Origin of the sequence: Streptomyces sp. HUAS ZL42 (genome assembly GCF_040782645.1) — a bacterium.
GTDB lineage: Bacteria > Actinomycetota > Actinomycetes > Streptomycetales > Streptomycetaceae > Streptomyces.
Window position 1 is genome coordinate 7,514,749 of record NZ_CP160403.1, and the last position, 25,628, is coordinate 7,540,376.

At 70.3% G+C, this 25,628-nt stretch carries 22 protein-coding genes and 1 pseudogene; 20 read left to right on the forward strand and 3 right to left on the reverse strand.

Annotation, left to right across the window (positions count from 1 at the left end):
* Positions 1–243: 243 nt before the first annotated feature.
* Positions 244–1,053, reverse strand: coding sequence for an NAD-dependent epimerase/dehydratase family protein (locus ABZO29_RS34225; protein WP_367324058.1), 810 nt, complete (start codon positions 1,051–1,053; stop codon positions 244–246).
* A gap of 242 nt (positions 1,054–1,295) precedes the next feature.
* Here ABZO29_RS34225 and ABZO29_RS34230 point away from each other — a divergent pair, with 242 nt between their 5' ends.
* Together ABZO29_RS34230 and ABZO29_RS34235 are read left to right on the forward strand one after the other, a co-directional pair.
* Entirely contained in the window at positions 1,296–2,237 is a 942-nt protein-coding gene (locus tag ABZO29_RS34230; RefSeq protein ID WP_367324059.1) for a 5-dehydro-4-deoxyglucarate dehydratase, read from the forward strand.
* Positions 2,234–3,397 carry a hypothetical protein gene (locus ABZO29_RS34235; RefSeq protein WP_367324060.1) on the forward strand — a complete coding sequence of 388 codons (1,164 nt, stop codon included), beginning with the start codon at positions 2,234–2,236 and terminating at the stop codon, positions 3,395–3,397. The genes ABZO29_RS34230 and ABZO29_RS34235 overlap by 4 nt, the downstream gene beginning before the upstream one ends.
* Here the strand turns inward: ABZO29_RS34235 and ABZO29_RS34240 are convergent.
* A complete protein-coding gene (locus ABZO29_RS34240; protein ID WP_367324061.1) occupies positions 3,334–4,548 on the reverse strand; it encodes an MFS transporter in 1,215 nt (404 codons plus the stop codon). The two genes, ABZO29_RS34235 and ABZO29_RS34240, sit on opposite strands and share 64 nt — an antisense overlap.
* Positions 4,549–4,713: 165 nt before the next feature.
* Here ABZO29_RS34240 and ABZO29_RS34245 point away from each other — a divergent pair, with 165 nt between their 5' ends.
* From ABZO29_RS34245 to ABZO29_RS34330, 18 genes and pseudogenes are all read left to right on the forward strand, one after another.
* Entirely contained in the window at positions 4,714–5,301 is a 588-nt protein-coding gene (locus ABZO29_RS34245; RefSeq protein WP_367324062.1) for a TIGR03086 family metal-binding protein, read from the forward strand.
* Positions 5,279–5,825, forward strand: a pseudogene (locus ABZO29_RS34250) (MBL fold metallo-hydrolase); the annotation flags it as partial. The gene ABZO29_RS34245 and the pseudogene ABZO29_RS34250, both read left to right, overlap by 23 nt.
* A 144-nt stretch (positions 5,826–5,969) precedes the next feature.
* Complete coding sequence (locus tag ABZO29_RS34255) at positions 5,970–6,626, forward strand: GntR family transcriptional regulator (protein WP_367324063.1); 657 nt, start codon at positions 5,970–5,972, stop codon at positions 6,624–6,626.
* Complete coding sequence (locus ABZO29_RS34260) at positions 6,623–7,534, forward strand: dihydrodipicolinate synthase family protein (RefSeq protein ID WP_367324064.1); 912 nt, start codon at positions 6,623–6,625, stop codon at positions 7,532–7,534. Before ABZO29_RS34255 ends, ABZO29_RS34260 begins: the two co-directional genes overlap by 4 nt.
* The gene (gene araD / locus ABZO29_RS34265; protein WP_367324065.1) at positions 7,522–9,252 is read left to right on the forward strand and encodes an L-arabinonate dehydratase; all 1,731 of its coding nucleotides are present in this window, start codon (positions 7,522–7,524) and stop codon (positions 9,250–9,252) included. The genes ABZO29_RS34260 and araD overlap by 13 nt, the downstream gene beginning before the upstream one ends.
* Positions 9,253–9,352: 100 nt before the next feature.
* Positions 9,353–10,288 carry a carbohydrate ABC transporter permease gene (locus ABZO29_RS34270; RefSeq protein WP_367324066.1) on the forward strand — a complete coding sequence of 312 codons (936 nt, stop codon included), beginning with the start codon at positions 9,353–9,355 and terminating at the stop codon, positions 10,286–10,288.
* The gene (locus ABZO29_RS34275; RefSeq protein WP_367324067.1) at positions 10,285–11,184 is read left to right on the forward strand and encodes a carbohydrate ABC transporter permease; all 900 of its coding nucleotides are present in this window, start codon (positions 10,285–10,287) and stop codon (positions 11,182–11,184) included. Before ABZO29_RS34270 ends, ABZO29_RS34275 begins: the two co-directional genes overlap by 4 nt.
* A complete protein-coding gene (locus ABZO29_RS34280) occupies positions 11,181–12,461 on the forward strand; it encodes a polysaccharide lyase family 1 protein (protein ID WP_367324068.1) in 1,281 nt (426 codons plus the stop codon). The genes ABZO29_RS34275 and ABZO29_RS34280 overlap by 4 nt, the downstream gene beginning before the upstream one ends.
* Positions 12,458–13,636 (forward strand): Gfo/Idh/MocA family protein, encoded by a 1,179-nt coding sequence (locus ABZO29_RS34285; RefSeq protein WP_367324069.1) that lies wholly within the window; start codon positions 12,458–12,460, stop codon positions 13,634–13,636. The genes ABZO29_RS34280 and ABZO29_RS34285 overlap by 4 nt, the downstream gene beginning before the upstream one ends.
* On the forward strand, positions 13,636–14,481 hold the full coding sequence (locus ABZO29_RS34290; protein ID WP_367324070.1) for a PmoA family protein: 846 nt from the start codon (positions 13,636–13,638) through the stop codon (positions 14,479–14,481). Before ABZO29_RS34285 ends, ABZO29_RS34290 begins: the two co-directional genes overlap by 1 nt.
* The gene (locus ABZO29_RS34295) at positions 14,478–15,986 is read left to right on the forward strand and encodes a family 43 glycosylhydrolase (protein WP_367324071.1); all 1,509 of its coding nucleotides are present in this window, start codon (positions 14,478–14,480) and stop codon (positions 15,984–15,986) included. Before ABZO29_RS34290 ends, ABZO29_RS34295 begins: the two co-directional genes overlap by 4 nt.
* Positions 15,987–16,018: 32 nt before the next feature.
* Positions 16,019–17,995, forward strand: coding sequence for a pectinesterase family protein (locus tag ABZO29_RS34300; protein ID WP_367324072.1), 1,977 nt, complete (start codon positions 16,019–16,021; stop codon positions 17,993–17,995).
* 50 nt (positions 17,996–18,045) lie between these two features.
* Entirely contained in the window at positions 18,046–19,392 is a 1,347-nt protein-coding gene (locus ABZO29_RS34305) for a sugar ABC transporter substrate-binding protein (RefSeq protein WP_367324073.1), read from the forward strand.
* Positions 19,393–19,543: 151 nt separating this feature from the next.
* Positions 19,544–20,338 (forward strand): rhamnogalacturonan acetylesterase, encoded by a 795-nt coding sequence (locus tag ABZO29_RS34310; protein ID WP_367324074.1) that lies wholly within the window; start codon positions 19,544–19,546, stop codon positions 20,336–20,338.
* 31 nt (positions 20,339–20,369) lie between these two features.
* Positions 20,370–21,686 carry a polysaccharide lyase family 1 protein gene (locus ABZO29_RS34315; protein ID WP_367324075.1) on the forward strand — a complete coding sequence of 439 codons (1,317 nt, stop codon included), beginning with the start codon at positions 20,370–20,372 and terminating at the stop codon, positions 21,684–21,686.
* A gap of 116 nt (positions 21,687–21,802) precedes the next feature.
* Positions 21,803–22,963: a pectinesterase family protein gene (locus ABZO29_RS34320; RefSeq protein WP_367324076.1), complete on the forward strand. Its 1,161-nt coding sequence runs from the start codon at positions 21,803–21,805 to the stop codon at positions 22,961–22,963.
* A gap of 123 nt (positions 22,964–23,086) precedes the next feature.
* Entirely contained in the window at positions 23,087–24,202 is a 1,116-nt protein-coding gene (locus ABZO29_RS34325; protein WP_367324077.1) for a chondroitinase-B domain-containing protein, read from the forward strand.
* A gap of 88 nt (positions 24,203–24,290) precedes the next feature.
* Positions 24,291–25,088, forward strand: coding sequence for an HAD family acid phosphatase (locus ABZO29_RS34330; RefSeq protein ID WP_367324078.1), 798 nt, complete (start codon positions 24,291–24,293; stop codon positions 25,086–25,088).
* Here the strand turns inward: ABZO29_RS34330 and ABZO29_RS34335 are convergent.
* Positions 25,081–25,479 carry a family 43 glycosylhydrolase gene (locus ABZO29_RS34335; protein WP_367324079.1) on the reverse strand — a complete coding sequence of 133 codons (399 nt, stop codon included), beginning with the start codon at positions 25,477–25,479 and terminating at the stop codon, positions 25,081–25,083. The genes ABZO29_RS34330 and ABZO29_RS34335 overlap by 8 nt on opposite strands.
* Positions 25,480–25,628 lie beyond the last annotated feature (149 nt).

Consider the following 25,628-nt stretch of genomic DNA (forward strand, 5'->3'; position numbering starts at 1 on the left):
TCCGCTTCCCTGCCCGTTCGGGCCCCGTGGGGTCCATGGGGGAAGTTCTACAGGGGGCGTGCGGCAGTGACCAGGCCTGTTACGCGACCGATACGGCCCGTATGTGCCCGTTTGAACGCGGAGCGCGCCCGCCACGGACCTGCGGGTCAGGGGTCAGGGGCGTGGGATCGGGCAGCGTCCGTGCCCGAATACGCGGCGGGCGGGCCCGTTCGGTGCCCGCCCTGGAAGCCTCCCGCGTCGGGATCAGTACGGCCAGATCGGCGGGTCGCTCACGAAGTGACCGCCCAGGTAGGCGTGCGCGATGTTCTCCGGGTCGAGTTCGCCCTGCTCGGCGATGAGCTTCTCGGCGTACGGCTCGGAGTCGTCCTGCGGCTCGTAGCCGAGGGCCCGTGCCGTCGACAGGTCCCACCACAGGCGTGTGTTGGCGGAGGAGCCGTAGACGACGGTGTGGCCGACGCCCTCGGCGGTCAGGGCCGCGTGGAAGAGACGCGCGCCGTCGGCCGGGCTCATCCACACCGACAGCATCCGCACGCCGGTCGGCTCGGCGAAGCAGGAGCCGATGCGCACCGAGACCGTCTCCAGGCCGTGCTTGTCCCAGTAGAACTGGGCGAGGTCCTCGCCGAAGGACTTGGACAGGCCGTAGAAGGTGTCCGGGCGGCGCGGGGTGTCGACGGGGATGAGGGGGGCGTCGCCCTGCGGGCGCGGGGTGAAGCCCACCGCGTGGTTGGAGGAGGCGAAGACGACGCGTCCGACGCCCTCCTCGCGGGCGGCCTCGTACAGGTTGTAGGTCCCCTCGATGTTCGAGCGGAGGATCTTCTCGAAGGGGGCTTCCAGGGAGATGCCCGCCAGATGGATGATCGCGTCGACGCCCCGCACGGCCTCCCGCAGGGCCGCCCTGTCGGCCAGGTCCGCGACGATCGCGTCCGGCTCGCCCTCGACGGGGCGCAGATCGAGCAGGCGCAGTTCATAGCCGTAGTCCGGGAGCAGGTCCCGCATCAGGGTGCCGAGCCCGCCGGCGGCGCCGGTGAGCAGAACGGTGCGGGGAGCGGGCATCCTCGGGTCTCCTTGGTCCGCCGCCTGGGACAGGTGGCCGCATGCATGGACGTTATTCACATTCGTGGAAACGCTAGGGATCGCCGAGGTGCCGCGTCAAGTGTGGCGCGGATCTGCGGAATCCGCTCTTGTGTCGCCGTTTTGCGTGCTTGACCGGCCCTGAGGCGGCTTCATAGGGTGGTCGTGTTCAGAAATGTGGACATCGGTCAGAAGAACGCACGCGTCCGTCCTAGGGAGAGCTCGTGACGCCAGCCCCGCTCGCCGCCCGCCTCCGTGTCCCCAGCGGACCCCTGTTCTTCCCCGTCACGGCCTACGGCGCCGACGGCTGCGTCGACCTCGACGTCTATCGCACGCACGTCCGCCGTGGAGTAGAGGCCGGAGCCGCCGCCGTCTTCGCCTGCTGCGGAACCGGGGAGTTCCACGCGCTCCTGCCGCAGGAGTTCGAGGCGTGCGTACGGGCGGCCGTCGAGGCGGCCGACGGGCGCGTGCCGGTCGTCGCGGGCGCCGGCTACGGCACCGCGCTCGCCGTGCGGTACGCGGAGCTGGCGGAGGCGGCCGGGGCGGACGGGCTGCTCGCCATGCCGCCGTACCTCGTGATCGCGGGTCAGCAGGGGCTGCTGCGGCACTACGCAGAAGTCGCGGGCGCGACCCGGCTCCCCGTCATCGTCTACCAGCGCGACAACGCCGTGTTCACCCCCGAGACCGTCGTCGAGCTGGCGCGCACGGACGGGATCATCGGCCTCAAGGACGGGCTCGGTGACCTGGACCTGATGCAGCGGATCGTGAGCGCCGTACGCACCGAGGTCCCCGGCGACTTCCTCTACTTCAACGGCCTGCCGACCGCCGAGCATACCCAGCTCGCCTACCGCGGCATCGGCGTCACCCTCTACTCCTCCGCCGTGTTCTGCTTCGCCCCGGAGATCGCCCTCGCCTTCCACACCGCTCTCGAGTCGGACGACGTGGTCACCGCGCACCGCCTGCTCGACGGCTTCTACCGCCCGTTCGTCGAACTGCGCGCCCAGGGTCGCGGCTACGCCGTCTCCCTCGTCAAGGCCGGCGTCCGGCTGCGCGGACTCGACGTGGGGGAGGTGCGGCCCCCGCTGCACGAGCCGAGCGAGGACCATGTCAAGCAGCTCGCTCAGGTGATCGAGCGTGGATACGCGCTCCTCGAGGGGGACAAGTGAAGGCGTCGGCATTCGTCTACCCCTGGGACGTCAACGGGGACCCGGAGGCAGCCGCGCGGATCGCCGCGCTCGGCGTGGCGCAGGCGACGCTGGCCGCCGCCTACCACTCCACCCGCGCCCTCACCCCCCGCCACCCTCGCCACCGCGTCGTCACCGCCGAGCACGCCGCCGTGCTGTATCCCACCGGCGAGCGCTGGAAGGACCGCACCCTGCGCCCGTATCCGGCCGGGGACTGGGCGCCCGGCGACGCGTACGGGGAGGCGGCCACCTCGCTCGCGGGCGCCGGTCTGGAGGTGCACACCTGGGTGGTCCTCGCGCACAACTCCCGCCTGGGCGCCGAACACCCCGGCACCTCGGTCGTCAACGCCTATGGCGACCGCTACCCGTGGGCCCCGTGCATCGCGCAGCCCGCCACGCGCGCGTACCTCGTGGACCTGGCCGCCGAGGCCGCCGTACGGCCCGGGGCGCGCGGCACGGAGCTGGAGTCCCTCGGCTGGTACGGCCTGCAGCATCTGCACGCCCACGACAAGACCGGCGGGGTCGGCCTCGGGGAAGCCGGACAGTACCTGATGGCGCTCTGCTTCTGCCCCGCCTGCCGGGACGGCTACGGCGCACAGGGCCTGGACGCCGACGAGCTGGCGGCCGCCGTACGCGGCGCGCTGGAGCCGCTGTGGCGGGGCGCGCCGGACGACGGAGGCTGGGCGGCGGTCGAGAAGCTCCTCGGGGAGGAGACGGCGGCCGCCACGCGCGCGTGGCGCGACGGGACCGCCCGTACGCTCCAGGAGGCGGCGGTCGCCGCGGTCCGCGCCGCCGCGCCCGAGGGCTTCCAGATCCTCCTGCACGCCGACCCGGTGACCCACCACGTCGGCGCCAACCCGGGCGTCGACCCCGCGCACATCCTGTCCGTCGCGGACGGCGTGGTCGTGCCCTGCGCGGGCGGACCCGGCATGCTGTCCCCCTTCGCGGAACAGCGCCGGGACGGGGCCGTCATCGCCGCCAACCTCACCGTCGTCTCGGGCATGGGCGGCAGCCCGGGCACGCTGGCGGCGGACGCGACACGGGCGCGCGAGCTGGGGGCGACACAAGTGCGGCTGTATCACGCGGGGTTGGCGTCGGACTCCGACCTGGAGGCGGTGCGCAAGGGACTCAGCGGGCTCTGAGCGAGGGTCACCAGAAGTGCCAGGCCGAAGGCGGTCAACAGCAGCCGGTGGTCGACCAGTTCCACCGACACCGCGCCCACGGCCAGCCCGATCGCGTTCGGCGCGAACATCAGGGTGTTGGCCGTGGCGACGGCCCGGCCGAGCAGCGGCCCCGGCGTCTCACGCTGTACGGCGGTGAGCGCGGCGATCAGCACACAGGGCAGCCCCACGCCGATCGCCGCGCTGCACACCAACGCCACCGCGTCCGAGGGCACCGCCCGCAGAGCCACCGCGACGCCGGTGAGCCCGATGCCCGCCGCCGCGAACCGGCGTTCGCCCAGGCGGCGCAGGGCCGCGCCGGAGGCGAGACCGACCGCGACCGACCCGGCGCCCTGGACCACGGTGAGCACGCCCGCGTAGGCGGGGGAGTGTCCGAGACCCTCGACGACGGCGTAGAGCAGCGCGCCGTTGAGCCCCGCGAACAGCATCGTCGTACCGCCGGCCAGCACCAGGGGCCGCAGCCGCTCCTCGCCCCACAGACGGCGTGCGCCCTCGGCGGCCCGCGCACGCCAGTCGCCCACGGACGGCCCGGGCCGGTCCTCGCCGACCCGCACGCACGCGTAGAGCACCGCCGCGCACAAGAAGGTCGCCGCGTCCAGGACGGCGACGGCCGCAGCGCCGTACGCCGCGTAGACGCCCGCGCCGGTCAGCGGGGCCAGCAGCTTCATGCCCTCGACGGCCGTCGTGCGCAGGCCGTTGAAGTCACCGAGCAGCGCCGGGTCGACGGCGGCCGCGACCAGCGCCGACTTGGCCGCCTCGTGAACGACGGCGACAGCGCCGTAGACGAACAGGACCGTGAACAGGAGCCAGAGGCGGCCGGGGGAGTCGACGGTCAGGAGGGTCGGGAGGAGGGCGGCCATGAACAGGTTCAGGGTGATCAGCAGCGGCCTGCGGCGGGTGCGGTCGGCGAGCGTGCCCAGCAGGGGGCCGAGCAGGGAGGGGGCCCACATCGCGAGCATGCACAGTGCGGCCAGCCCGTCCGATCCGGTGAGGTCCTTCACCCACACGCCGGACGCCAGCCACAGCGCGGAGGTGCCGAAGCCGGAGACCAGCAGTGCGGCCAGATACGTCCCCGCGGTGCGGTCCCGCACCACCGTCCATGAAGTCGTCATGCCTGGTCATCGTCGGCCTAAGACGGGCACCGGGGCATCGGGCAGATGCCCTGTTCGCCGGCCTGGCCGGCGCGTGCGCTACGGATCGGAATCGGGACTTCGATGAGTTTCCGCGGTGGGATCGGTCCACCCCATGAGGGAACCCGTACTTCGAAGGAGCGACGCATGACCGACACGACCACCCTCGACCTCGGCCCGCAGGCCCGGATCGTCGCCCGGCTCGCGGCAGGCGTACGGGACGAGCAGCTCGCGGACGCCACACCCTGCCCGGAGTACGCCGTGCACAACATGCTCGGTCACCTCGTCCACCTCGCCGCCGCCTTCCGCGACGCCGGGCGCAAGGACCTGGGTGCCACGACGGACACCAGTCCCACCGCGGCCGTGCCGGACATCGGACCCGGCTGGCGGGAGGAGCTGCCCAAGGTGCTCGACGAGCTCGCCGACGCGTGGCGGGACCCGGCCGCCTGGACCGGCATGACCCGCGCCGGCGGCGTGGACCTGCCGGGCGCGGTCGCCGGCGCCGTCGCCGTCGACGAGATGATGATCCACGGCTGGGACCTGGCGCGGGCCACCGGCCAGACCTACGATCCGGACCCCGCCGCGCTGCAGGCGTGCCACGACTTCCTGCTCGCGGCCGCCGACGACCCCGCCCGCGGCGACATCTTCGGCCCCGTCGTCCCCGTCCCGTCCGACGCCCCGCTGCTCGACCGGGCGGTCGGGCTGAGCGGGCGTGATCCGGGCTGGACGCCGTAGAGGGGAGTACGAAGAGGGCCGTCCCTGCTCCGGCTGTCTGCTGCGCGGCGGAGGCGCCGAGGTGGGGGTGGACGCGGGGCCCGGCACCTTCGCCGCATTGCAGCGGCACACGGATCCGGCACGGCTGACGGCGATCTGGATCTCGCACCTGCACGCCGATCACAGCGCCGATCTGCTCTCCGCCGATGGGGGTACCTCCCGCTCGAGCGAAGTCGAGAGTGGGGGAGCCTTCGCGTACGGGGGCCCCACCGGGGTCCTCGACTTCCGGCACCTTTACGACGGTCATGCCGTTCCGGCACCGGAACCTCCGTCTCACCTCGCGCGCGGTGGTGCACGACACCGGGGCGTACGGGCTGCGCGCCGAGTGCCAGCGGAGCGTCCTCGCGTACGCCGGGGACAGCGGGCCCTGCGACACGCTCGCCGAACTGGCCACCGGGGCCGACCTGTTCCTGTGCGAGGCCGACATCGACCGTCATCGCGAAGGCGAACAGCGCGTGCATCTCACTCCCGAGGACGCGGGTGACGCTCGCGCCTCGGCAACCCCGACTTCCTTTGTCAGAAGCATTGACGAAACACAGGGCCGCTCCTAGTTTCAACGCGTCGTACTTCGTACGTCATATATGAGACGCGATACGTGAGATCCGATACGCGAGATCCGAGAGGCGCGCATGACCTCTGTGCCCACCCCGATCCCCTCCCGCACGCAGTACGTGCTGGAGGAGATCAAACGCCGCATCCTCACCGGGCAGTTGACGCCTGGTCAGGCCCTGGTCGAGACCGAGCTCGCCGCACAGTTCGGGGTCTCCAAGACCCCGGTGCGCGAGGCGCTCAAGACCCTGGCCGGCACCGGACTGGTCGTCATGAGCCAGTACAAGGGCGTCACGGTGCGCATGGTGGACGCGGACATGGCGCGCGAGGTCTACGACGTGCGGCTGCTGCTGGAGCCCGAGGCGCTGAAGCGGGCCGTCCGTCGCGGCGCCTCCCTGGACGCCGCACGCTCCGCGCTGACCCGTGCCGACGCGGCCACGGACACCGCCGAACGCTCCCTCGCCAACCGGGAGTTCCACCGCGCCCTCTACGTGCCGTGCGGCAACCCGTTGCTCGGCCGGATGCTCGACGAGGTCCGCGACCAGGCCGCCCTCGTCTCCGCCGTCGCCTGGGCCGCCAACCCCTCCTGGGAGCGGGAGGCCAACGAGCACCGCGAGATCCTGCGGCTCGCCCTGGCGGGCGACGCGGACGGGGCGGCGCGTGCCCTGCACGCCCACATCGCGTCCTTCGTCCAGCGGGCGTTCCCCGAGGCACCGGAACAGGAAGGCCGGGAATGAGCGGCGTGGCGTTCGAGACCCAGCGGGCGGCCCTGGCCGACGTGGTGGCGATCCCGGTGACCCCGTTCGCCGAGAACGGCACCGTGGACCAGGACGCCCACCGGGTGCTGCTGCGCCGTCTGCTCGACGGCGGGATCAGGACCCTCACGCCCAACGGCAACACCGGCGAGTTCTACGCCCTGACCCCCGAAGAGCGTCGTCTGGTCACGGAGTTGACCATCGACGAGGTCGGGCACCGCGCGACGATCCTCGTCGGCGTCGGCCACGACGTGCCCACCGCGGTCGGCTCCGCGCGCCACGCCCGCGAGCTCGGCGCACAGATGGTGATGGTCCATCAGCCCGTACATCCCTACGTCTCGCAGAGCGGCTGGGTCGACTACCACCGCGAAATCGCCCAAGCCGTGCCCGAACTGGGCGTCGTCCCGTACATCCGCAACGCCCAGCTCCTCGGCGCCCGCCTCGCCGAACTCGCCGACGCCTGCCCCAACGTCATCGGTGTGAAGTACGCCGTCCCGGACGCCGCCAAGTTCGCCGCCTTCGCGCGGGACGCGGGCCTCGAACGGTTCGTCTGGGTCGCGGGCCTCGCCGAGCCGTACGCCCCCTCGTACTTCTCCGCGGGCGCCACCGGCTTCACCTCCGGACTCGTGAACGTCGCGCCGGCCGTTTCGCTGAACATGATCGAAGCGCTTCGATCCGGCGACTACCCGGCCGCCATGAAGGTCTGGGAACAGATCCGCCGCTTCGAGGAGTTGCGCGCCGCAAGCGGTTCCGCCAACAACGTCACGGTCGTCAAGGAGGCCCTGGCCTCGCTCGGGCTGTGCCGCCGCGAGGTCCGCCCGCCGAGCAGGGCGCTGCCCGAGGACGAGCGCGCCGAGGTCGCCGCCATCGCCGCCGGATGGTCCATATGAAGTCGCCGGAAGAGCTCAGAAGCCACCAGTGGTACGGCACCGAAGGTCTGCGTTCCTTCAGCCACCGGGCCCGCACCCGCCAGCTCGGCTACCTGCCCGAGGAGCACCTGGGCAAGCCGGTCATCGCGATCCTCAACACCTGGTCCGACATCAACCCCTGCCACGTCCATCTGCGCGACCGCGCGCAGGCCGTGAAGCGCGGGGTGTGGCAGGCCGGGGGCTTCCCCCTCGAGTTCCCGGTGTCCACGCTCAGCGAGACCTTCCAGAAGCCGACCCCGATGCTCTACCGCAACATGCTCGCGATGGAGACCGAGGAGCTGCTGAGGTCGTACCCGGTGGACGGGGCCGTGCTCATGGGTGGCTGCGACAAGACCACTCCCGCGCTTCTGATGGGGGCCGCCTCCGTCGACCTGCCGACCGTTTTCGTGCCTGCCGGCCCCATGCTCCCGGGCCACTGGCGCAACGAGGTCCTCGGCTCCGGCACCGACATGTGGAAGTACTGGGACGACAAGCGCGCCGGCCTGATCGGCGACTGCGAGATGGCCGAGCTGGAGAACGGCCTGGCGCGCTCACCGGGCCACTGCATGACCATGGGTACGGCGTCCACGCTGACGGCCGCCGCCGAGGCGCTCGGCGTGACGGTCCCGGGCGCGTCGAGCATCCCGGCCGTCGACTCCGGGCACGACCGGATGGCCGCCGCGGCGGGCCTGCGCATCGTCGAACTGGTCCACAGGGACCGGAAGCTGACCGACATCCTCACCCGCGACGCCTTCGAGGACGCGGTGACGACCGTCCTCGGCCTCGGCGGCTCCACCAACGCGGTGATCCACCTGATCGCCATGGCGGGACGCGCGGGCGTCGGGCTCACGCTCGACGACTTCGACCGCGTCGCCCGCACGGTCCCCGTGCTCGCCAACGTGCGGCCCGGCGGCCGGACGTACCTCATGGAGGACTTCCACTTCGCCGGCGGCCTGCCCGGTTTCCTCTCCCGCATCCCGGACCTGCTCCATCTGGACCGGCCGACGGTCTCGTACGACACCCTGCGCGAGCAGATCGCCGGCGCGCGGGTCCACAACGACGACGTCATCCGGCCAAGGGACAACCCGGTCGCGAGCGAGGGCGGGGTCGCCGTGCTGCGCGGCAACCTCTGCCCGGACGGCGCCGTCATCAAGCACATTGCCGCCGAGCAGCACCTGCTCAAGCACACCGGCCCCGCGGTCGTCTTCGACGACTACAAGGCCATGCAGCGCACCATCAACGACCCGTCGCTCGGTATCACCGCCGGCAGCGTGCTGGTGCTCCGCAACGCCGGACCCAAGGGCGGGCCGGGCATGCCCGAGTACGGCATGCTGCCGATCCCCGACCACCTGCTCAAGCAGGGGGTGCGGGACATGGTGCGGATCTCCGACGCCCGCATGAGCGGCACGAGTTACGGCGCGTGCGTGCTGCACGTGGCGCCGGAGTCGTACATCGGCGGGCCGCTGGCCCTCGTGCGCACGGGTGACTCCATCACCCTCGACGTCGAGGCGCGCACCCTCCATCTCCACGTGGACGACGCGGAGCTGGAGCGGCGCAGGGCGGAGTGGACGCCGCCGCCCACCCGCTACGAGCGCGGATACGGCGCGCTCTACAACGAGCAGATCACCCAGGCCGACACCGGCTGCGACTTCGAGTTCCTGGCCCGCCCCGGCAAGGTGCAGGACCCGTACGCCGGCTGACCGCAGCGGTACGGCCTCGCACCCGTCTGCACAGAGAGAAAGCGCTTCCCGTACGACCAGCGCACGACGCACGCACGACGCACAAGAACGGAGAACAGTCATGGCCCAAGCCGCAGCCGTGGCGAAACCGCCCGCGCCACCCCGGCGGCGCCGTGCCTCCGCCACGCCGCGCAGGCTGCCGTACCTGCTGATCGCGCCGGCGGCCCTGCTGATGCTGGGCTTCATCGCCTACCCGGTCATCAGCGTCTTCTACTACAGCCTGCAGAACTACAACCCCACCAAGCCGTGGCGGAACGGCTACGCGGGCTTCGACAACTTCGTCCACGCCTTCACCTCGGACCCCCAGTTCTGGGACACGCTGACCTTCAGCGCCAAGTGGGTCCTCGTCGAGGTCGGCCTGCAGCTGCTGTTCGGGCTCGCGCTGGCACTGATCGTCAACCAGACCTTCGTGGGCCGGGCGCTGGGCCGCGCGCTCGTGTTCTCCCCGTGGGCCGTCTCCGGCGTGCTGACCTCCGCGATCTGGGTGCTGCTCTACAACTCCCAGACGGGCATCACCCGTTACCTCGCCGACATGGGCATCGGTGACTACGGCACCAGCTGGCTGTCGGACACCTCCACCGTCTTCCCCGCGGCGATCGTCGCCGACCTGTGGCGCGGTGTCCCCTTCTTCGCGATCCTCATCCTCGCCGACCTGCAGTCCGTCTCGAAGGACCTCTACGAGGCCGCCGAGGTGGACGGAGCCGGCCGGCTGAAGCAGTTCTGGCACATCACGCTGCCGCACCTCAAGGACGCCATCGTCCTGTCCACGCTGCTGCGCGCGGTGTGGGAGTTCAACAACGTCGACCTGCTCTACACCCTGACCGGCGGCGGACCGGCGGGCGAGACCACCACCCTGCCGCTCTACATCGCCAACACCAGCGTCGACGCCCACAACTTCGGTTACGCGTCCGCCCTGACCACGGTCGCGTTCGTGATCCTGCTCTTCTGCTCGATGGTCTATCTGCGGCTGAGCAAGTTCGGAGGTGAGGACAAGTGATCACCAAGGAGGCCACCGTGGTCGCGCCGGCTCCCGAGCGTGCGGTCCCCGAGCCGCCCCGCCCGGCCGGGAAGCGCAACCGCGCCTGGGACGAGGTCCCGCGCTGGCAGATCTACCTTCCGCTGTCGATCTACCTGCTCTTCACCCTGATCCCCTTCTACTGGATCCTGCTCTTCGCGCTGCGCCCGGCCGGCTCGACCTCCCTCGTGCCCTGGCCGATGACCTTCGACCACTTCGAGAAGGTGTGGACGGAGCGGGCCTTCGGCACCTACTTCCAGAACAGCGTCCTGGTCGGCATCGCCACCCTGTTCCTGACGACCGTCGTCGCGCTGGCCGGCGGCTACGCGCTGGCCCGGTTCAACTTCCGGATCAAGCGGGCCTTCATGCTCGCCCTGCTGTGCACCCAGTTCGTCCCCGGCGCGCTGCTGCTGGTCCCGCTCTTCGAGATCTTCGCCAACCTGCGGATGATCAACTCGCTGGGCAGCGTCGTCCTCGCCGAGACGGTGTTCCAGCTGCCGCTGTCGATGATCCTGATCAGCGGGTTCATCAGGAACGTGCCGTACTCCCTGGAGGAGGCCGCCTGGGTCGACGGCGCAAACCGCATGACCGCGTTCCGCATCGTCGTCCTGCCGCTGCTGCGGCCCGGACTGATCGCCGTCGGCTCCTTCGCCTTCGTGCACGCCTGGAACCACTTCCTGTTCGCCCTGATGTTCCTCAACAACCAGAACAAGCAGACCATCCCGGTCGGTCTCAACACCCTGATGAGCGCGGACAGCGTCGACCTCGGCGCCCTGGCGGCCGGCGGCATCATCGCCGCCGTACCCGTGGTGCTCGTGTTCGCCTTCATCCAGAAGTGGCTGATCACCGGCTTCAGTGCGGGGGCGGTGAAGGGATGAGACTCCGTCACCTCAGCGTCGCGACCGCCCTGTTGGGCGTCATGTGCATCCCCGCACAGGCCGAGGCCCGCGACATCAGCCGCGACACCCTCGCCCCGGACGACGGCTGGGCCGCGTACGGCACCGGCACCACCAAAGGCGCGGCGGCCGACGACGCCCACGTCTTCACGGTGACCACCCGCGCGGAGCTCGTCCGCGCCCTCGACGGCGGCAGCGACACCCCGAAGATCATCAAGATCGCCGGGACCGTCGACGCCGACACCGACGACGAGGGCCACCACCTTGACTGCGCCGACTACGCCACCGACGGCTACAGCCTGCGGAAGTACCTGGCCGCCTACGATCCCCGCACCTGGGGCGCGGCCAGGCCCAGCGGCCCGCAGGAGGACGCCCGGCAGGCCTCGGCGGCCAGGCAGGCCGAGCGCGTCCAGCTGACCGTCGGCTCCAACACCACCGTCGTCGGCCTCGAAAAGGCGGTCCTGAAGGGCGCGAGCCTCCAGATCAGGAACGCGGACAACGTCATCGTCCGCAACCTCGAACTGCGCGACGCCTACGACTGCTTCCCCGTCTGGCAGCCCAACACCGGCGGCCTCGGCGACTGGAAGACGGCGTACGACAACATCTGGCTGACCGGCGCCACCCACGTCTGGATCGACCACATCACGGCGAGCGACAAGGGCCACCCCGACGCCGAGGAACCCACCTACTTCGCCCGCAACTACCTCCGCCACGACGGCCTGCTGGACGTCACCAACGGCTCCGACCTGGTCACCGTCTCCTGGAGCCGGTTCGCCGACCACGACAAGGCGATGCTCATCGGCAACAGCGACTCGGCGACCGAAGACCGCGGCAAGCTGAGGGTCACTCTCCACCACAACGAGTTCGAGTCCGTCGTCCAGCGCGCCCCGCGCGTGCGCTTCGGGCAGGTGCACGTCTACGACAACCGGTACGTGGTCACCGACGACCACCGCTACTCGCTGGGCGTCTCCACCGAGTCCGGCATCCACGCCGAGAACAACGCCTTCCACACCCCGAGCCACATCGAGGTCGCCGACCTGGTCAAGAGCTGGAACGGCTCCGCCCTGCACCAGACCGGCACCCTCTTCAACGGCTATCCGGTCGACCTGCTGGCGATCCACAACGCCTACAACAGCGGAAGCGAGCGCGATCTCACGGCCGACGTCGGCTGGACGCCTACCCTGCACGGAAAGATCGACAGCGCCGGGACGGCCGACCGAGAGGTGGCGCGCGGCGCGGGCGCAGGGAGGATCCCATGAGCACAGACATCGTCCTGGCGGGCGCGCGGGGCCACGGCCGCTGGCACCTGGACAACATCCGCCGGCTCCAGGACAAGGGGATCGTACGGCTGGCAGGCATCTGCGAGCTGACCCCGCTGACCAAGGCCGAGATCCCTGAAGGCCTGGGCACGCCCGAGCAGTCCGCCGACCTCGGTGCCCTCCTGGACTCCACCGGCGCCCGGATCGCCGTGATCTGCACCCCGATCCCGACCCACACGGACCTGGCCCTGACGGCCGCCCGCAGGGGCGTGCACCTCCTCCTGGAGAAGCCCCCCGCCCCGTCCTACGCCGAGTTCCGCCGTATGGCCGACGGGGTCGCCGAGGCGGGCGTGGTCTGCCAGATCGGCTTCCAGTCGCTGGGCTCGCACGCGGTGCCGGCGATCCGCCGGATGATCGCCGACGGGGTGATCGGCGAGCTCCGCGGCATCGGCGGTGCCGGCGCCTGGGCACGCGCCGAGAGCTACTACCGGCGGGCACCCTGGGCCGGCAAGCGGCGGCTGAACGGCGTCGACGTCGTCGACGGCGTGCTCACCAACCCCCTGGCGCACGCCGTGGCCACCGCGCTCGCCCTCGACGGCGCCACCCGCGCCGAGGACGTCGCCGACATCGAGACCGAGCTGCTGCGCGCCAACGACATCGAGTCCGACGACACCTCGTGCGTCCGCGTCACCACCGCACAGGGCCGCCAGATCACCGTCGCCGTGACCCTGTGCGCCGAGTACCCCGACGAGCCGTACGTCCTGGTGCACGGCGGTCGCGGCCGGATCACCTACTGGTACAAGCAGGACCGCGTCCTGCTCCAGCGCGCCGACCACGGCCCGGAGGAGTTCGAGTACGGCCGCGCCGACCTGCTCGAGAACCTCGTCGACTACCTCACCGACGGGGCCGAACTCCTGGTCACCCCGGACGCGACGGGCGCCTTCATGAAGGTCGTCGAGGCGATCCGCCTCGCCCCCGACCCGGCCCCGCTGCCCGCCGACGCCTGGCACCTGCTCCCCGAGGAGGACCGCCGGGTGGTGGACGGCATCGACGCTCTCGTCGCGGCCGCCGCCGACACCCTCGCCCTGTACTCCGAACTGGGCGCCCCGTGGGCGCTGCCGAAAGCCCCTCCGCACGCTCTCCCGGAGGCGTCCGAGAAAGAGGTGAGCACTTGATGACGACCGACGACTCACCGGTCCTGCGCGTCGCAGGCCGCCCGGTCGGCCGCTACATCACCCGGCCCGAACTGCCCTCCCGGCTCTCCCCGCGCCCCTACCTGCACCCCGTCACCACTCTGGCCGGCACAGCGGTCACCGAGCTGAGTCCTGCCGACCACTCACACCACCTCGGCGTCGGTGTCGCCGTTCCCGACGTCGAGGGGCACAACTTCTGGGGCGGGCGCACCTTCGTCCGCGACCGGGGCCCGACCGAGCTCGACAACCACGGCGCCCAGCGCCACACCGGCTTCCAGCTGCGCGACCCCGACGGCTTCGTGGAGGAGCTGCGCTGGGTCGCCGCGGGAACCGAGCTGCTGCGCGAACGCCGTACGGTCGCAGCCACCGAACTCACCGACACCGCCTGGGCGCTGGACTTCACCTTCTCCCTCACCAACGTCACGCCCGACCCGCTGTCCATCGGCAGCCCCGCCACCAACGGGCGCCCGGGCGCCGCGTACGGCGGCTTCTTCTGGCGCGCCCGCAAGGAGCACGGCACCCCGCACGTCTTCACCGCCGACCGCGAGGGCGAGTCGGAGGTCCACGGCCACCGCGCCGACTGGCTCGCCCTCGCCGGCTCCACCTGGACCCTGGTCTTCGCCGGCGCCACGGACGCCACCCGCCGGGACCCCTGGTTCGTGCGCGCCGAGGAGTACCCGGGCGTCGGCTCGTCGCTGGCGTCCGAGGAACGGCTGCCGATCGGGCCCGGCGACACCGCCGTGCGCCGTGTCGTCACCGTCGTCGCCGACGGCCGGCTGGGCCGGGACGAGGCGGCGGCGCTGGTGCGGAAGGCGGTGAGCCAGTGAGCGACGACACCTACCGCAACCCGATCCTGAACGCCGACTGGTCAGACCCGGACGTCGTCCGCGTCGGCGACGACTTCTACCTCACCGCCTCCAGCTTCGGCCGCGCCCCCGGCCTGCCGCTGCTGCACTCGCGCGACCTCGTCAACTGGACGCTGGTCGGTCACGCCCTCGAACGCCTCGAACCCGCCCGGGAGTTCAGGACCCCGCGCCACGACTGCGGCGTCTGGGCCCCTTCCCTCCGCCACCACGACGACCGCTTCTGGATCTTCTGGGGCGACCCCGACCAGGGCATCTTCCAGATCAACGCCCCGGAGATCCGCGGCCCTTGGACCCGCCCGCATCTCCTCAAGGAGGGCAAGGGCCTGATCGACCCCTGCCCGCTCTGGGACGAAGCGACCGGCGAGGCGTACCTCGTCCACGCCTGGGCCAGGTCGCGATCGGGCGTCAAGAACCGGCTCACCGGCCACCGTATGCACCCCGACGGGACGTCGCTGCTCGACGAGGGCAAACTCATCGTCGACGGAGACCGGATCCCCGGCTGGTTCACCCTCGAAGGCCCCAAGCTGTACAAGCACGACGGCTGGTTCTGGATCCTCGCCCCCGCCGGGGGAGTGGAGACCGGCTGGCAGGGCGCCTTCCGCTCGCGGGAGTTCTTCGGCCCGTACGAGGAGAAGGTCGTCCTCGAGCAGAAGGACACCGACGTCAACGGCCCCCACCAGGGCGGCTGGGTGCGCACCCCGTCCGGCGAGGACTGGTTCCTGCACTTCCAGCAGCGGGGCGCGTACGGCCGGGTCGTGCACCTCCAGCCGATGCGCTGGGGCAGCGACGGCTGGCCGGTGCTGGGCGACGACGGCGCCCCCGTCGCCGTGCACCGGCGCCCCGGCCTGCCGCCGCAGCCGGCCGCCGCGCCCGCCACCGACGACGACTTCGCCGGCGGACGCTTCGGCCGACAGTGGCAGTGGACCGCCAACCCCCAGGACGGCTGGGCCACCCGGCACTCCGGCGACGGGCTGCGGCTGAGCTGCGTCCGCTCGGCCGGCACGAACGATCTGCGCACCCTGCCGAACGTGCTCACCCAGCGGCTGCCAGGCAGGCCCTCGGCCGTCGAGGTGGAGCTGGCACTGCCCGGCGAGGAGCCGGGAGCGCGGGCCGGGCTCGCCGTCCTCGGGGACGCCTTCGGCTGGATCGGGCTTCAGCGGGGGACCGACGGGACGGTCCACCTCGTGCACCGGTTCGCCGAGCCGGTCGCCGAAAAGGAGCGGGACGCGGCGCATCCGCGGCTCGCGCCCCAGGGACGGGCGCGGCTGCGGATCGAGATCGGCGCCGGAGCGCGCTGCCGCTTCTTCGCCGACGTCGGCGACGGATTCCGCCCTTCGGGACCCGTCTTCGCCGCCACCCCCTGGCGGTGGGTCGGTGCCCTGCTCGGCCTGTTCGCCCTCGCGCCCGTCGGGCCGGGGCACGCGGGCGCGGCCGTCTTCACGCGGTTCCGGATCACCCCCTTGTAACCACCCCACCCGTACGCCTGTAGGGAGCCGCAATGTCGCACGTCCCTAGCAAGCGCTTGCCGAGACCAGGCGTCGTCCTGGCCGCCGTAGCCGGCCTGGTCGCCGCCCTGGGACTCGGCGCGACCGTCGAGGCCGAGGCCGACACCGGCCCCACACCCGTGGCGTCCCGCTGGACCGACCAGCCGCACGGTTTCGCCTCCCTGGCCGGTGGCACCACCGGAGGCGCGGGCGGCAAGGTCGTCACCGTCACCGACCGGGCCTCGCTGGCGAAGTACGCGGCCGCCGAGGAGCCGTACATCATCCGTGTGAAGGGCTCGATCGCCGTCGAACCCTTCGGCTCGGACATCGTCGTGGGCTCCGACAAGACCATCGTCGGGGTAGGCGACACCGGCGAGATCGTCCACGGCGAACTGCACCTCAACCCCGGCACGCACAACGTCGTCATCCGCAACCTGACGATCCGCGACAGCTACGTCGAGGGTGACTGGGACGGCAAGACCACGGACTTCGACGCGATCCAGATGGACACGGTCGACCACGTCTGGATCGACCACAACCGCTTCACGCACATGGGCGACGGGCTGCTCGACATCCGCAAGGACAGTCAGTACATCACCGTCTCCTACAACCAGTTCACCCACCACAACAAGGCGTTCGGGATCGGCTGGACGCCGAACGTGCTCACGCAGATCACCATCGACCACAACTGGTTCACGGGGACCAAGCAGCGCAACCCCTCCGCGGACAACTGCGCGTACGCGCACCTGTACAACAACTACCTGTCGGCGCAGGTGGCCGACGGCGACCCGGTGTGGACGTACGGGAACTGGTCGCGGGGCCGCACCAGGATGGTCATCGAGAACAGCTACTACGACGGCGTCCAGCACCCCTACCAGGCCGACGCCACCGCGGAGTTGGTGCAGCGCGGGTCGATCCTGAAGAACACCGGCGGGCGGACCGACGCATGGGGCGCCGCGTTCGACCCGCGGGAGTTCTACGACTACCGGCTCGACCCGGCGGCCGCCGTCCCGGCGCTGGTGACACGGTTCTCCGGGCCGCAGAAGCGGATCGGCGACTCGGTGGTGCTGCACGTTCCGGGCGACTACCCGACCGTGCAGGCCGCGGTGGACGCCGTACCCGACGGCAACGGCCTTCCCATGACGATCGCGATCGCTCCCGGCACCTACCGGGCCAAGGTCCACATCCCGGCGACCAAGCCGAACATCGTGCTGCAGGGGACCGGACGGGATCGCTCCGACACCGTCGTCGTCCACGACACGCCCGCCGCGTACGGCGGTTCGACGGGAAGCGCGACCGTGCGGATCGCCGCGAACGACGTCACCGCCCGCCACCTCACCTTCAGCAACGACTTCGACGAGGCCGCGGTCGAGCTGAACGGCGAGCAGGCGCTGGCGATGAAGACGACCGGCGACCGGATCGTCTTCGAGGACACCGCCTTCCTGGGCAACCAGGACACCCTGATGACCGACAGCCCCAAGCTGACCACGGTCAGCCGGGTCTACATCCGCGACTCGTACATCGAGGGCGACGTCGACTTCGTGTACGGGCGGGCCACGACGGTCATCGAGAGGTCCGTCATTCGTGCGCTGAGCCGTGGCTCGGCCACCAACAACGGTTATCTGACGGCCGCTTCGACCTGGAAGGGCAACCCGTACGGGTTCCTGATCACCGGCTCGAAGGTCGTGAGTGACGCGCCCGCCGGGTCCTTCCACCTGGGGCGTCCCTGGCACCCGGGCGGTGAACCCGACGCGATCGCCCAGGTGTTGATCCGGAACACCGAGCTGCCCGCGGCCATCAAGTCCTCGCCCTGGACCGACATGAGCGGCTTCTCGTGGCGGGACGCGCGGTTCGCCGAGTACCGGAACCACGGGGCCGGGGCGGCCGTCACCGCGGACCGGCCGCAGCTGACCGACGAACAGGCGCGGGCGTACACGGTCGCCGACTACCTCAAGGGCACTGACGGCTGGGCGCCGTACGCCCACAACTGACCCCCCACAACTTCATAGCTCCGTTGCATCCAGAAGAAGAGAGCCGATCAATGAAGATCAACATCCGTAGAAGCAGGCGCGCCGCGATCGCCGTCGCCCTGGGCTCCGTCCTCGCGCTGACCGCCACCGCCTGCGGTGACGACGGCAGCGGCGCGGGCGGTGACAAGGGCGCCGAGGGCAGCGGCAAGGGCAAGATCGTCTTCTGGGACAACAACGGCGGTGTCCGCACCGACATCTGGAAGCAGATCATCGCCGACTTCGAGAAGGCGAACCCCGACATCGACGTCGAGTACGTCGGGATCGCCTCCACCGAGTACCAGTCCAAGGTCGACAATTCCATCCAGGGCGGTGGCCTGCCGGACGTCGGCGGCGTCGGCGCGGCGATGCTCGCCGGGTTCTCCGCCCAGAACGCGCTGGAGCCGCTCGACGACCGCCTCGCCAAGTCCTCCCTCAACGGCAAGCTCAACGAGGACATGGTCAAGGTGCTGAAGTCGGCCGGCGGCCGGGACGACACGCTGTACTCGGTCCCGACCTCCGCCAACAACGGCGTGCTCTACTACCGGACCGACCTGTTCAAGAAGGCCGGTCTGGAAGAGCCGACCACCTGGGACAAGTTCTACACGGCCGCGGAGAAGCTCACCGACGCCAAGAAGAACGAGTTCGGCTACACCATCCGCGGTGGCTCAGGTTCCATCGCCCAGGCGCTGGACGCGATGTACGGGCAGTCCGGCATCACGTCCTTCTGGGACGCGAGCGGTGAGAAGACCACGGTCAACGACCCGAAGAACGTGGCCGCGCTGGAGAAGTACGTCGGCCTCTACAAGAAGGTCACTCCGGCCGCCGACGTGAACAACGACTTCACCAAGATGGTCGCCCAATGGGACTCCGGCACGATCGGGATGCTGAACCACAACCTGGGGTCGTACCAGGACCACGTGAAGGCGCTCGGCGTGGAGAAGTTCCGCGGAATCCCGCAGCCGACGCTCGCCGACGGCAAGCGGGTCCAGGTCTCCAACCCCGTCGACGGGCTCGGGCTGTTCAAGAGCTCCAAGAACAAGGACGCCGCCTGGAAGTTCATCGAGTTCGCCGTCTCGCACGCGGAGAACTCGAAGTTCAACGAGTCGGCGGGGCAGGTGCCGGCGAACACGGAGGCGGCGAAGGACGCGTGGATTTCGAAGGCCGAGCCGACGAAGCTGGCCGCTGCCGCGTTGACCGACGGTTCCACCACCATCGTTCAGCTGCCGTACTACCTGCCTGACTGGAACACGATTTCCAAGGCGGACAACGAGCCGAACTTCCAGAAGGTGCTGCTCGGGAAGATGAGCGCGAAGTCGTTCCTGGACACGCTGGCCGAGCAGTTGAACAAGGCGCAGGCCGAATGGAAGCAGCGCGGGTAACTCCGGTTTTTCGGTCGGTTCCGGGGGTCTGAGGTTGTGTTCGGGCTCCCGGGCCCGCCGTGGCCGGTCGCGCCCACGCGGCGGAGCCGCAAATCGATACAGCCCCGCCGCCCCTGGGGAACACAATCACCCTTGCTGAAAGGTGCACCCCGTGTCCCTTACGCGCAGACAGGTTACTTCGGCGGCCCTTGCCGCCATTCCCCTCGCACTCGGTGTGGCCGGTACCGCGCAGGCCGCCGGTCGCCCCCGCACCCTCTACATCGCCGGCGACTCCACCGCCGCCCAGAAGTACGCCGACGCCGCTCCCGAGACCGGGTGGGGTATGGCGCTTCCCTTCTTTCTGCACAAGGACCGGCCCGTCGCCAATCACGCGGTGAACGGGCGCAGTTCGAAGAGCTTCGTCGATGAAGGCCGGCTCGATGTCGTCCTCGGCGCGATCCGGCCGGGGGACTTCCTGCTGATCCAGTTCGCGCACAACGACGAGAAGACGACCGACCCGACTCGGTACACCGAGCCGTGGACGACGTATCAGGACTATCTGCGGCTGTACGTCGCGGGGGCCCGCGCCCGTGGGGCCCGGCCCGTGCTCGCCACTCCTGTCGAGCGGCGGCGGTTCGACGCGGGCGGCAACGCCGTGCCGACCCACGGCGACTACCCGGCGGCGATGCGCGCGCTCGCCGAGGAGGAGCGCGTGGCGCTGCTCGACATCCAGGCGCTGTCGCTGGCGTTGTGGCAGGAGCTCGGTGTCGAGGCGACGAAGACGTACTTCAACTGGACCGCGACCGAGCAGGACAACACGCACTTCAACCCGCCGGGCGCGATCGCCGTGGCCCGGCTCGTCGCACGGGAGCTGCTGCGTACGCGTGTGCTCGAGCCGTGCGACGTGCACCGGCTGGACGAAGAGATCCCCACGTCCTGGATCACCTGGCCGGACGCCGCCGCGTAACCACCCCATCCCTGGAAGAGAGAGCCGCACAATGAGCACACACAAATGGCATGAGCATGCCACCAGAGTGGCCGCGCTGGTCGGCTGCACCGCCCTCGTGCTGTCCGTGACCGGTACCGCCGCCCAGGCCGGGTCCCGCGATCTCGCCCGGCAGGCCCTTGCGGCGGGCGACGGCTGGGGCTCGTACGGGACGGGGACCACCGGTGGTGCCGCCGCCGACCCCGACCACGTCTACACCGTCACCACCTGGGCAGAGTTCAAGGCCGCCCTGGCCGCGGGCGGCAGCGCGCCGAAGATCATCAAGGTGAAGGGGACCATCGACGCCGTCTCCGAGGGCTGTGACTCCCTCGCCGCGCCCGGCTACGACTTCGACGCCTACCTGGAGAAGTACTCGCCGGAGAACTGGGGCCTCGACACCGACCTGAGCGCCGAGCCGGACGACAGCCCCGAGGGGCTGCGGCGGACCTCGGCAGCCAACCAGGACAAGACCATCAAGGCGAGCGTCCCCGCCAACACGACCATCATCGGCATCGGCAGGAACGCCGGTTTCAAGGGCGCCAGCCTCCAGATCAAGGCCGTCGACAACGTCATCGTCCGCAACCTCGCCTTCGAGAGCCCCATCGACTGCTTCCCGCAGTGGGACCCCACCGACGGCTCCAAGGGCAACTGGAACTCCGAGTACGACACCGCCGTCGTCTACGGCTCCACGCATGTGTGGCTGGACCACAACACGTTCACCGACGGCTCCCACCCCGACAGCGCCGCGCCGACCTACTTCGGCATGCTGTACCAGCAGCACGACGGCGAGCTGGACATCGTCAAGGGCGCCGACTACGTGACCGCCTCCTGGAACGTCTTCACCGAACACGACAAGACGATCCTGATCGGCAACAGCGACAGCGAGTCGACGGCCGCGGTCGACCGGGGGCACCTGAAGGTGACCTTCCACCACAACCTGTTCTCGAACCTGGTCGAGCGTGCGCCGCGAGTGCGGTTCGGGCAGGTCGACTCCTACAACAACCACTTCGGCGCAGGTGGCGACTACTCCTACAGCTTCGGCATCGGCAAGGAGTCCCAGCTCGTCGCCGAGCACAACGCGTTCACGCTGCCGGACGGGATCAGCGCGGCCAAGGTGCTGAAGCGGTGGAACGTGTCGCCCGTGACCGCGGACGACAACTACGTCAACGGCAAGCCCGTCGACCTGATCGCCGTGCACAACGCGGAGATCCCCGGCGAGGTCCTGCAGTCCGGCGCCGGCTGGACGCCCACCCTGCGCACCAAGGTCGACCCCGCGCAGGCGATCCCCGGAATCGTCGACCACTGCGCGGGCGCCGGCCGCCTGGGCTGACGTCTCCCGGCGAAGAGGAACGGGCCGGGGCGCGTGCCGTCCCGGCCCCCTCAACCCCCCACGGCGAGGAAACACCCGTACACCCCGGCACTGCCGCACATCGAAGGAGCACCCGCATGCCCTCGCCCCACCCCCGACTTCCCCTGTCCAGAAGGGGATTCCTGATGGCGGGCGCCGGAGCGGGCGCCGCGCTCGGCCTCGCGTCCGGGCCCGCGCTTGCCGCCGCCCGGCCGCGCCCGTTCGGCCGCTACGGCTCCCCGGCCGCCCGCCTCACCCCGAAGAGCCTGTACGTCGACCCGTACGGCCGCGGCGACTTCACCACCGTGCAGGCCGCCGTGAACGCCGCCACGACGGCGGGGTACACCTTGGTCATCGCCCCCGGTGAGTACCGCGAGACCGTGACCGCCGGTGCCGTCGACCCCGCCACCGGACAGCGCACCGAGGCCGCCACCGAGATGACCTGGATCGGTGCGAGCGAGAACCCGCTCGACGTCGTCATCGTCTACGACAACGCGGCCGGCACACAGAAGCCCGACGGCTCCGGCACCTACGGCACCACCGGCTCCGCCACCACCCTGATCCGCGCCGACGGCTTCACCGCCCGCTGGATCACCTTCGCCAACGACTGGCTGCGCGCCGACCACCCCGGCGTCACCGGTACCCAGGCCGTCGCCGTCAAGGTCCAGGGTGACCGGTCCGCCTTCCACCACTGCCGCTTCCTCGGCCACCAGGACACCCTGTACGCGGACTCCTTCGCCCTCGGCGTCTTCGCCCGTCAGTACTACTCCCACTGTTATGCCGAGGGCGACGTCGACTTCGTCTTCGGCCGGGCGACCGCGGTGTACGAGCACTGCCACTTCCGCACCCTGAACCGCACCGACCTGGCGGCGGCCCCGTACGGCTTCGTCTTCGCCCCCTCGACGGCCGGCGCCAACCCGCGCGGCTACCTGGTGACACGCAGCCGTGTCACCAGCGAGGCCCCCGACGCCTACTACAAGCTCGCCCGCCCCTGGGTCCCCAGCTCCGACACCACCGCCCGCCCGATGCTCACCGTCAGAGAGACCTGGCTCGGCCCCGGCATCGACGCGGTCGCCCCCTACACCAACATGCGCGACGCCTATCCCTGGCAGACCATGCGCTTTTGCGAGTACGCCAACTCCGGCCCCGGCGCGGTGATCTCCGTACCGGAGAACCGTCCGCAGCTGACGCCGGAGGAGGCCGCCGTGCAGACCCCGCGGACGTATCTCGGGGACTGGAGGCCGTATGGGTGTCCGTGACCCGGTGGGGCGGCGGGGGCGTGAAATATCGAACAATCGTCCAATGCGTCCCTGATCGTTCATGGCCAAGAAGGTGACAGGACGGAGTCGAGATATCCAATCCCACGAAAGGACCCGCACGCCATGCGTCGCATCAGGGGCTCCCTAACCGCTCTCGCCGTCGCCACCGTCGGCGCCGGACTCGCCGTCCTGCCCACCCAGGCCCAGGCCGCGACCGTGGTCGTCAGCAACTCGACCGATCTGTCCAACGCCATCAAGAACGCCACGCCCGGCACCCTCATCCAGGTGCGCGGCGGCACCTACTACCCGACGGCCACCCTGCAGTCCACGGCCAACGGCACCTCCTCGTCGCCCATCACCCTCACCGCGTACGGCTCGGAGACCGTCAAGATCGACGGGTCGTCGCTGCCGTCCGGTTCCTGGATCTTCAAGCTGACCGCCGACTACTGGAACGTCTCCAACATCACGTTCCAGAACTCTCCCGACAGCGCGGTCGTCTGCCAGTCCTGCACCGGCACCAACTGGAACAACGTCAAGACCATCAACGGCGGCGACTCCGGCTTCACCCTCACCGGGGACGGCACGGTCAACAACACCGTCAGGAACATCGACTCCTACGGCAACTACGACCCGGCCAACCACGGCGAGAACGCGGACGGCGTCGCCATCAAGTTCGGCTCGGGCACGGGCAACCTCGTCACGGGGGCCCGGCTGTACAACAACTCGGACGACGGAATCGACCTGTGGTCCTTCTCCTCACCGGTGACCATCGAGCACACCTGGGCCTTCGGCAACGGCAAGAACCGCTGGGGCGACTCCGCCTTCGCGGGCGACGGCAACGGCTACAAGCTGGGCGGCGACGGCGAGGTCGTCGCACACGTCGTCAACAACTCCGCCGCCTGGGACGACGCCGGCAACGGCTTCACCGAGAACAGCAACAAGGGCGCCATCGTCATCAACCGGACGACCGCGTACGCCAACGGCAAGTGGGGCTACTACTTCGCCACGAGCTCTGCCCGCCTCGGCAAGAACCTGGCCGTGAGCAACGGCAGCGGCCTGGTGAACAAGGGCTCCTCGGTCGTCTCGGCCGGCAACAACTGGGACAGCGGGATCAACACGCCCGCCTTCAGGTCCACCGACGCGTCGAGCACGTACAACGCCCGGAAGTCCGACGGCTCCCTGCCCGACACCACGTTCCTGACCACGGGCAGCACCACCATCGGCGCGACCATGAACTGACGCCCCGAAACCCGTTGTCCGGTCGGGAAGGTAAAGATCGGGCAACGGGTCTCGCGCTCAGTAGGGTGACGCGCGTAGAAAACCTGTCATGCATAAGCCATATCGCATCGCGGCCCTCGTCGCCGCCTGCACCCTCGCCGGCGGCGCCCTCTACGGTGCCGGTGCCGCCACGGCCGGCCAGTCCACGGCCAACTCCACCCACGAGCCCTACAACATCGGGCTCCTGGTGAAGGACATCGACACCTACTACGGCACCACGCTCGACGGCAACGGCGTGTACCAGGCGTCCAAGGACAGCCAGTACGCCAAGGACCTCGCGAGCATCGACAAGGCCGCCCGCAAGTACATCGACAAGGCGGCCCGAAAGGCGAAGAAGAAGGGCGAGAAGCCCGCGGTCGTCTTCGACATCGACGACACACTGCTGCTCAGCCTCGACTACGAGAAGCGCTACAACTACACGTACAACCCCACCACCTGGGCCGACTACGTGAACAAGGCCGACCGCCCGGCCGTGTTCGGCAGCCCCGAGCTGGTTCAGTACGCCGAGTCCAAGGGCGTCGAGGTCTTCTACAACTCGGGCCTGAGCGAGGCGCAGCGCACCGCCGCGGTCGCGAACCTGAAGAAGATCGGCGCCGATGTGAACCTCGACGCCGGCCACATGTTCCTCAAGGACAAGGCGAACCCGCCGGCCTACCTGAGCGCCTGCGCCACCCCGGGCACCTGGACCTGCACCACCGTCCAGTACAAGTCCGGCACCCGCAAGCACATCGAGGACGACCTCGGGTACGAGGTCATCGCCAACTTCGGCGACCAGTACTCGGACCTCGAGGGCGGCTACGCCGACAGGACGTACAAGCTGCCGAACCCGACGTACTTCGTCAGCTGACGCCTCGTACCGGCCTGATCGACTCGAGGGTCGGCACCACCGGGAGAATCGATCCGTCGGCCGCGAACTCCATGCGGTCGACGGTCGTTTCCCGGTGCGTGCCGTCCCCGGCCGGCTTCCCGGGGCCGTTGAGTGCGAACCGGTGGTAGACGATGTACCAGTCGTCGGTGCCGGGCGTGTTCACCACGGAGTGGTGGCCGGTGGCGAGGATGCCGTACTCGGGTCGCTTGGACAGGATCGTCCCCCGCTCGGTCCACGGGCCGAGCGGGGGACGATCCCGTCGCCAGTGCAGGGGATCGTTGCCGCGGCTGAGGGCGTAGCGGATCTGCTCGCCGTCGGCGGTGCCCTCGCCGGTGAAGTAGGCGAAGAGGTAGCCGGCGTAGTGGGGCATGTCACATCCTGTGGGAGTCTGGGGGATTCTGTCGCATGGGGGTCATCGGGAGTCTCACCAGCGGGGCCCCGAAGGTCAATCGGAGGGGGAGGGGCGGAAGGGGATCGAAAGTTTCGCCCGACTTCGCGCGGGGTCGGCAACCTATTCCG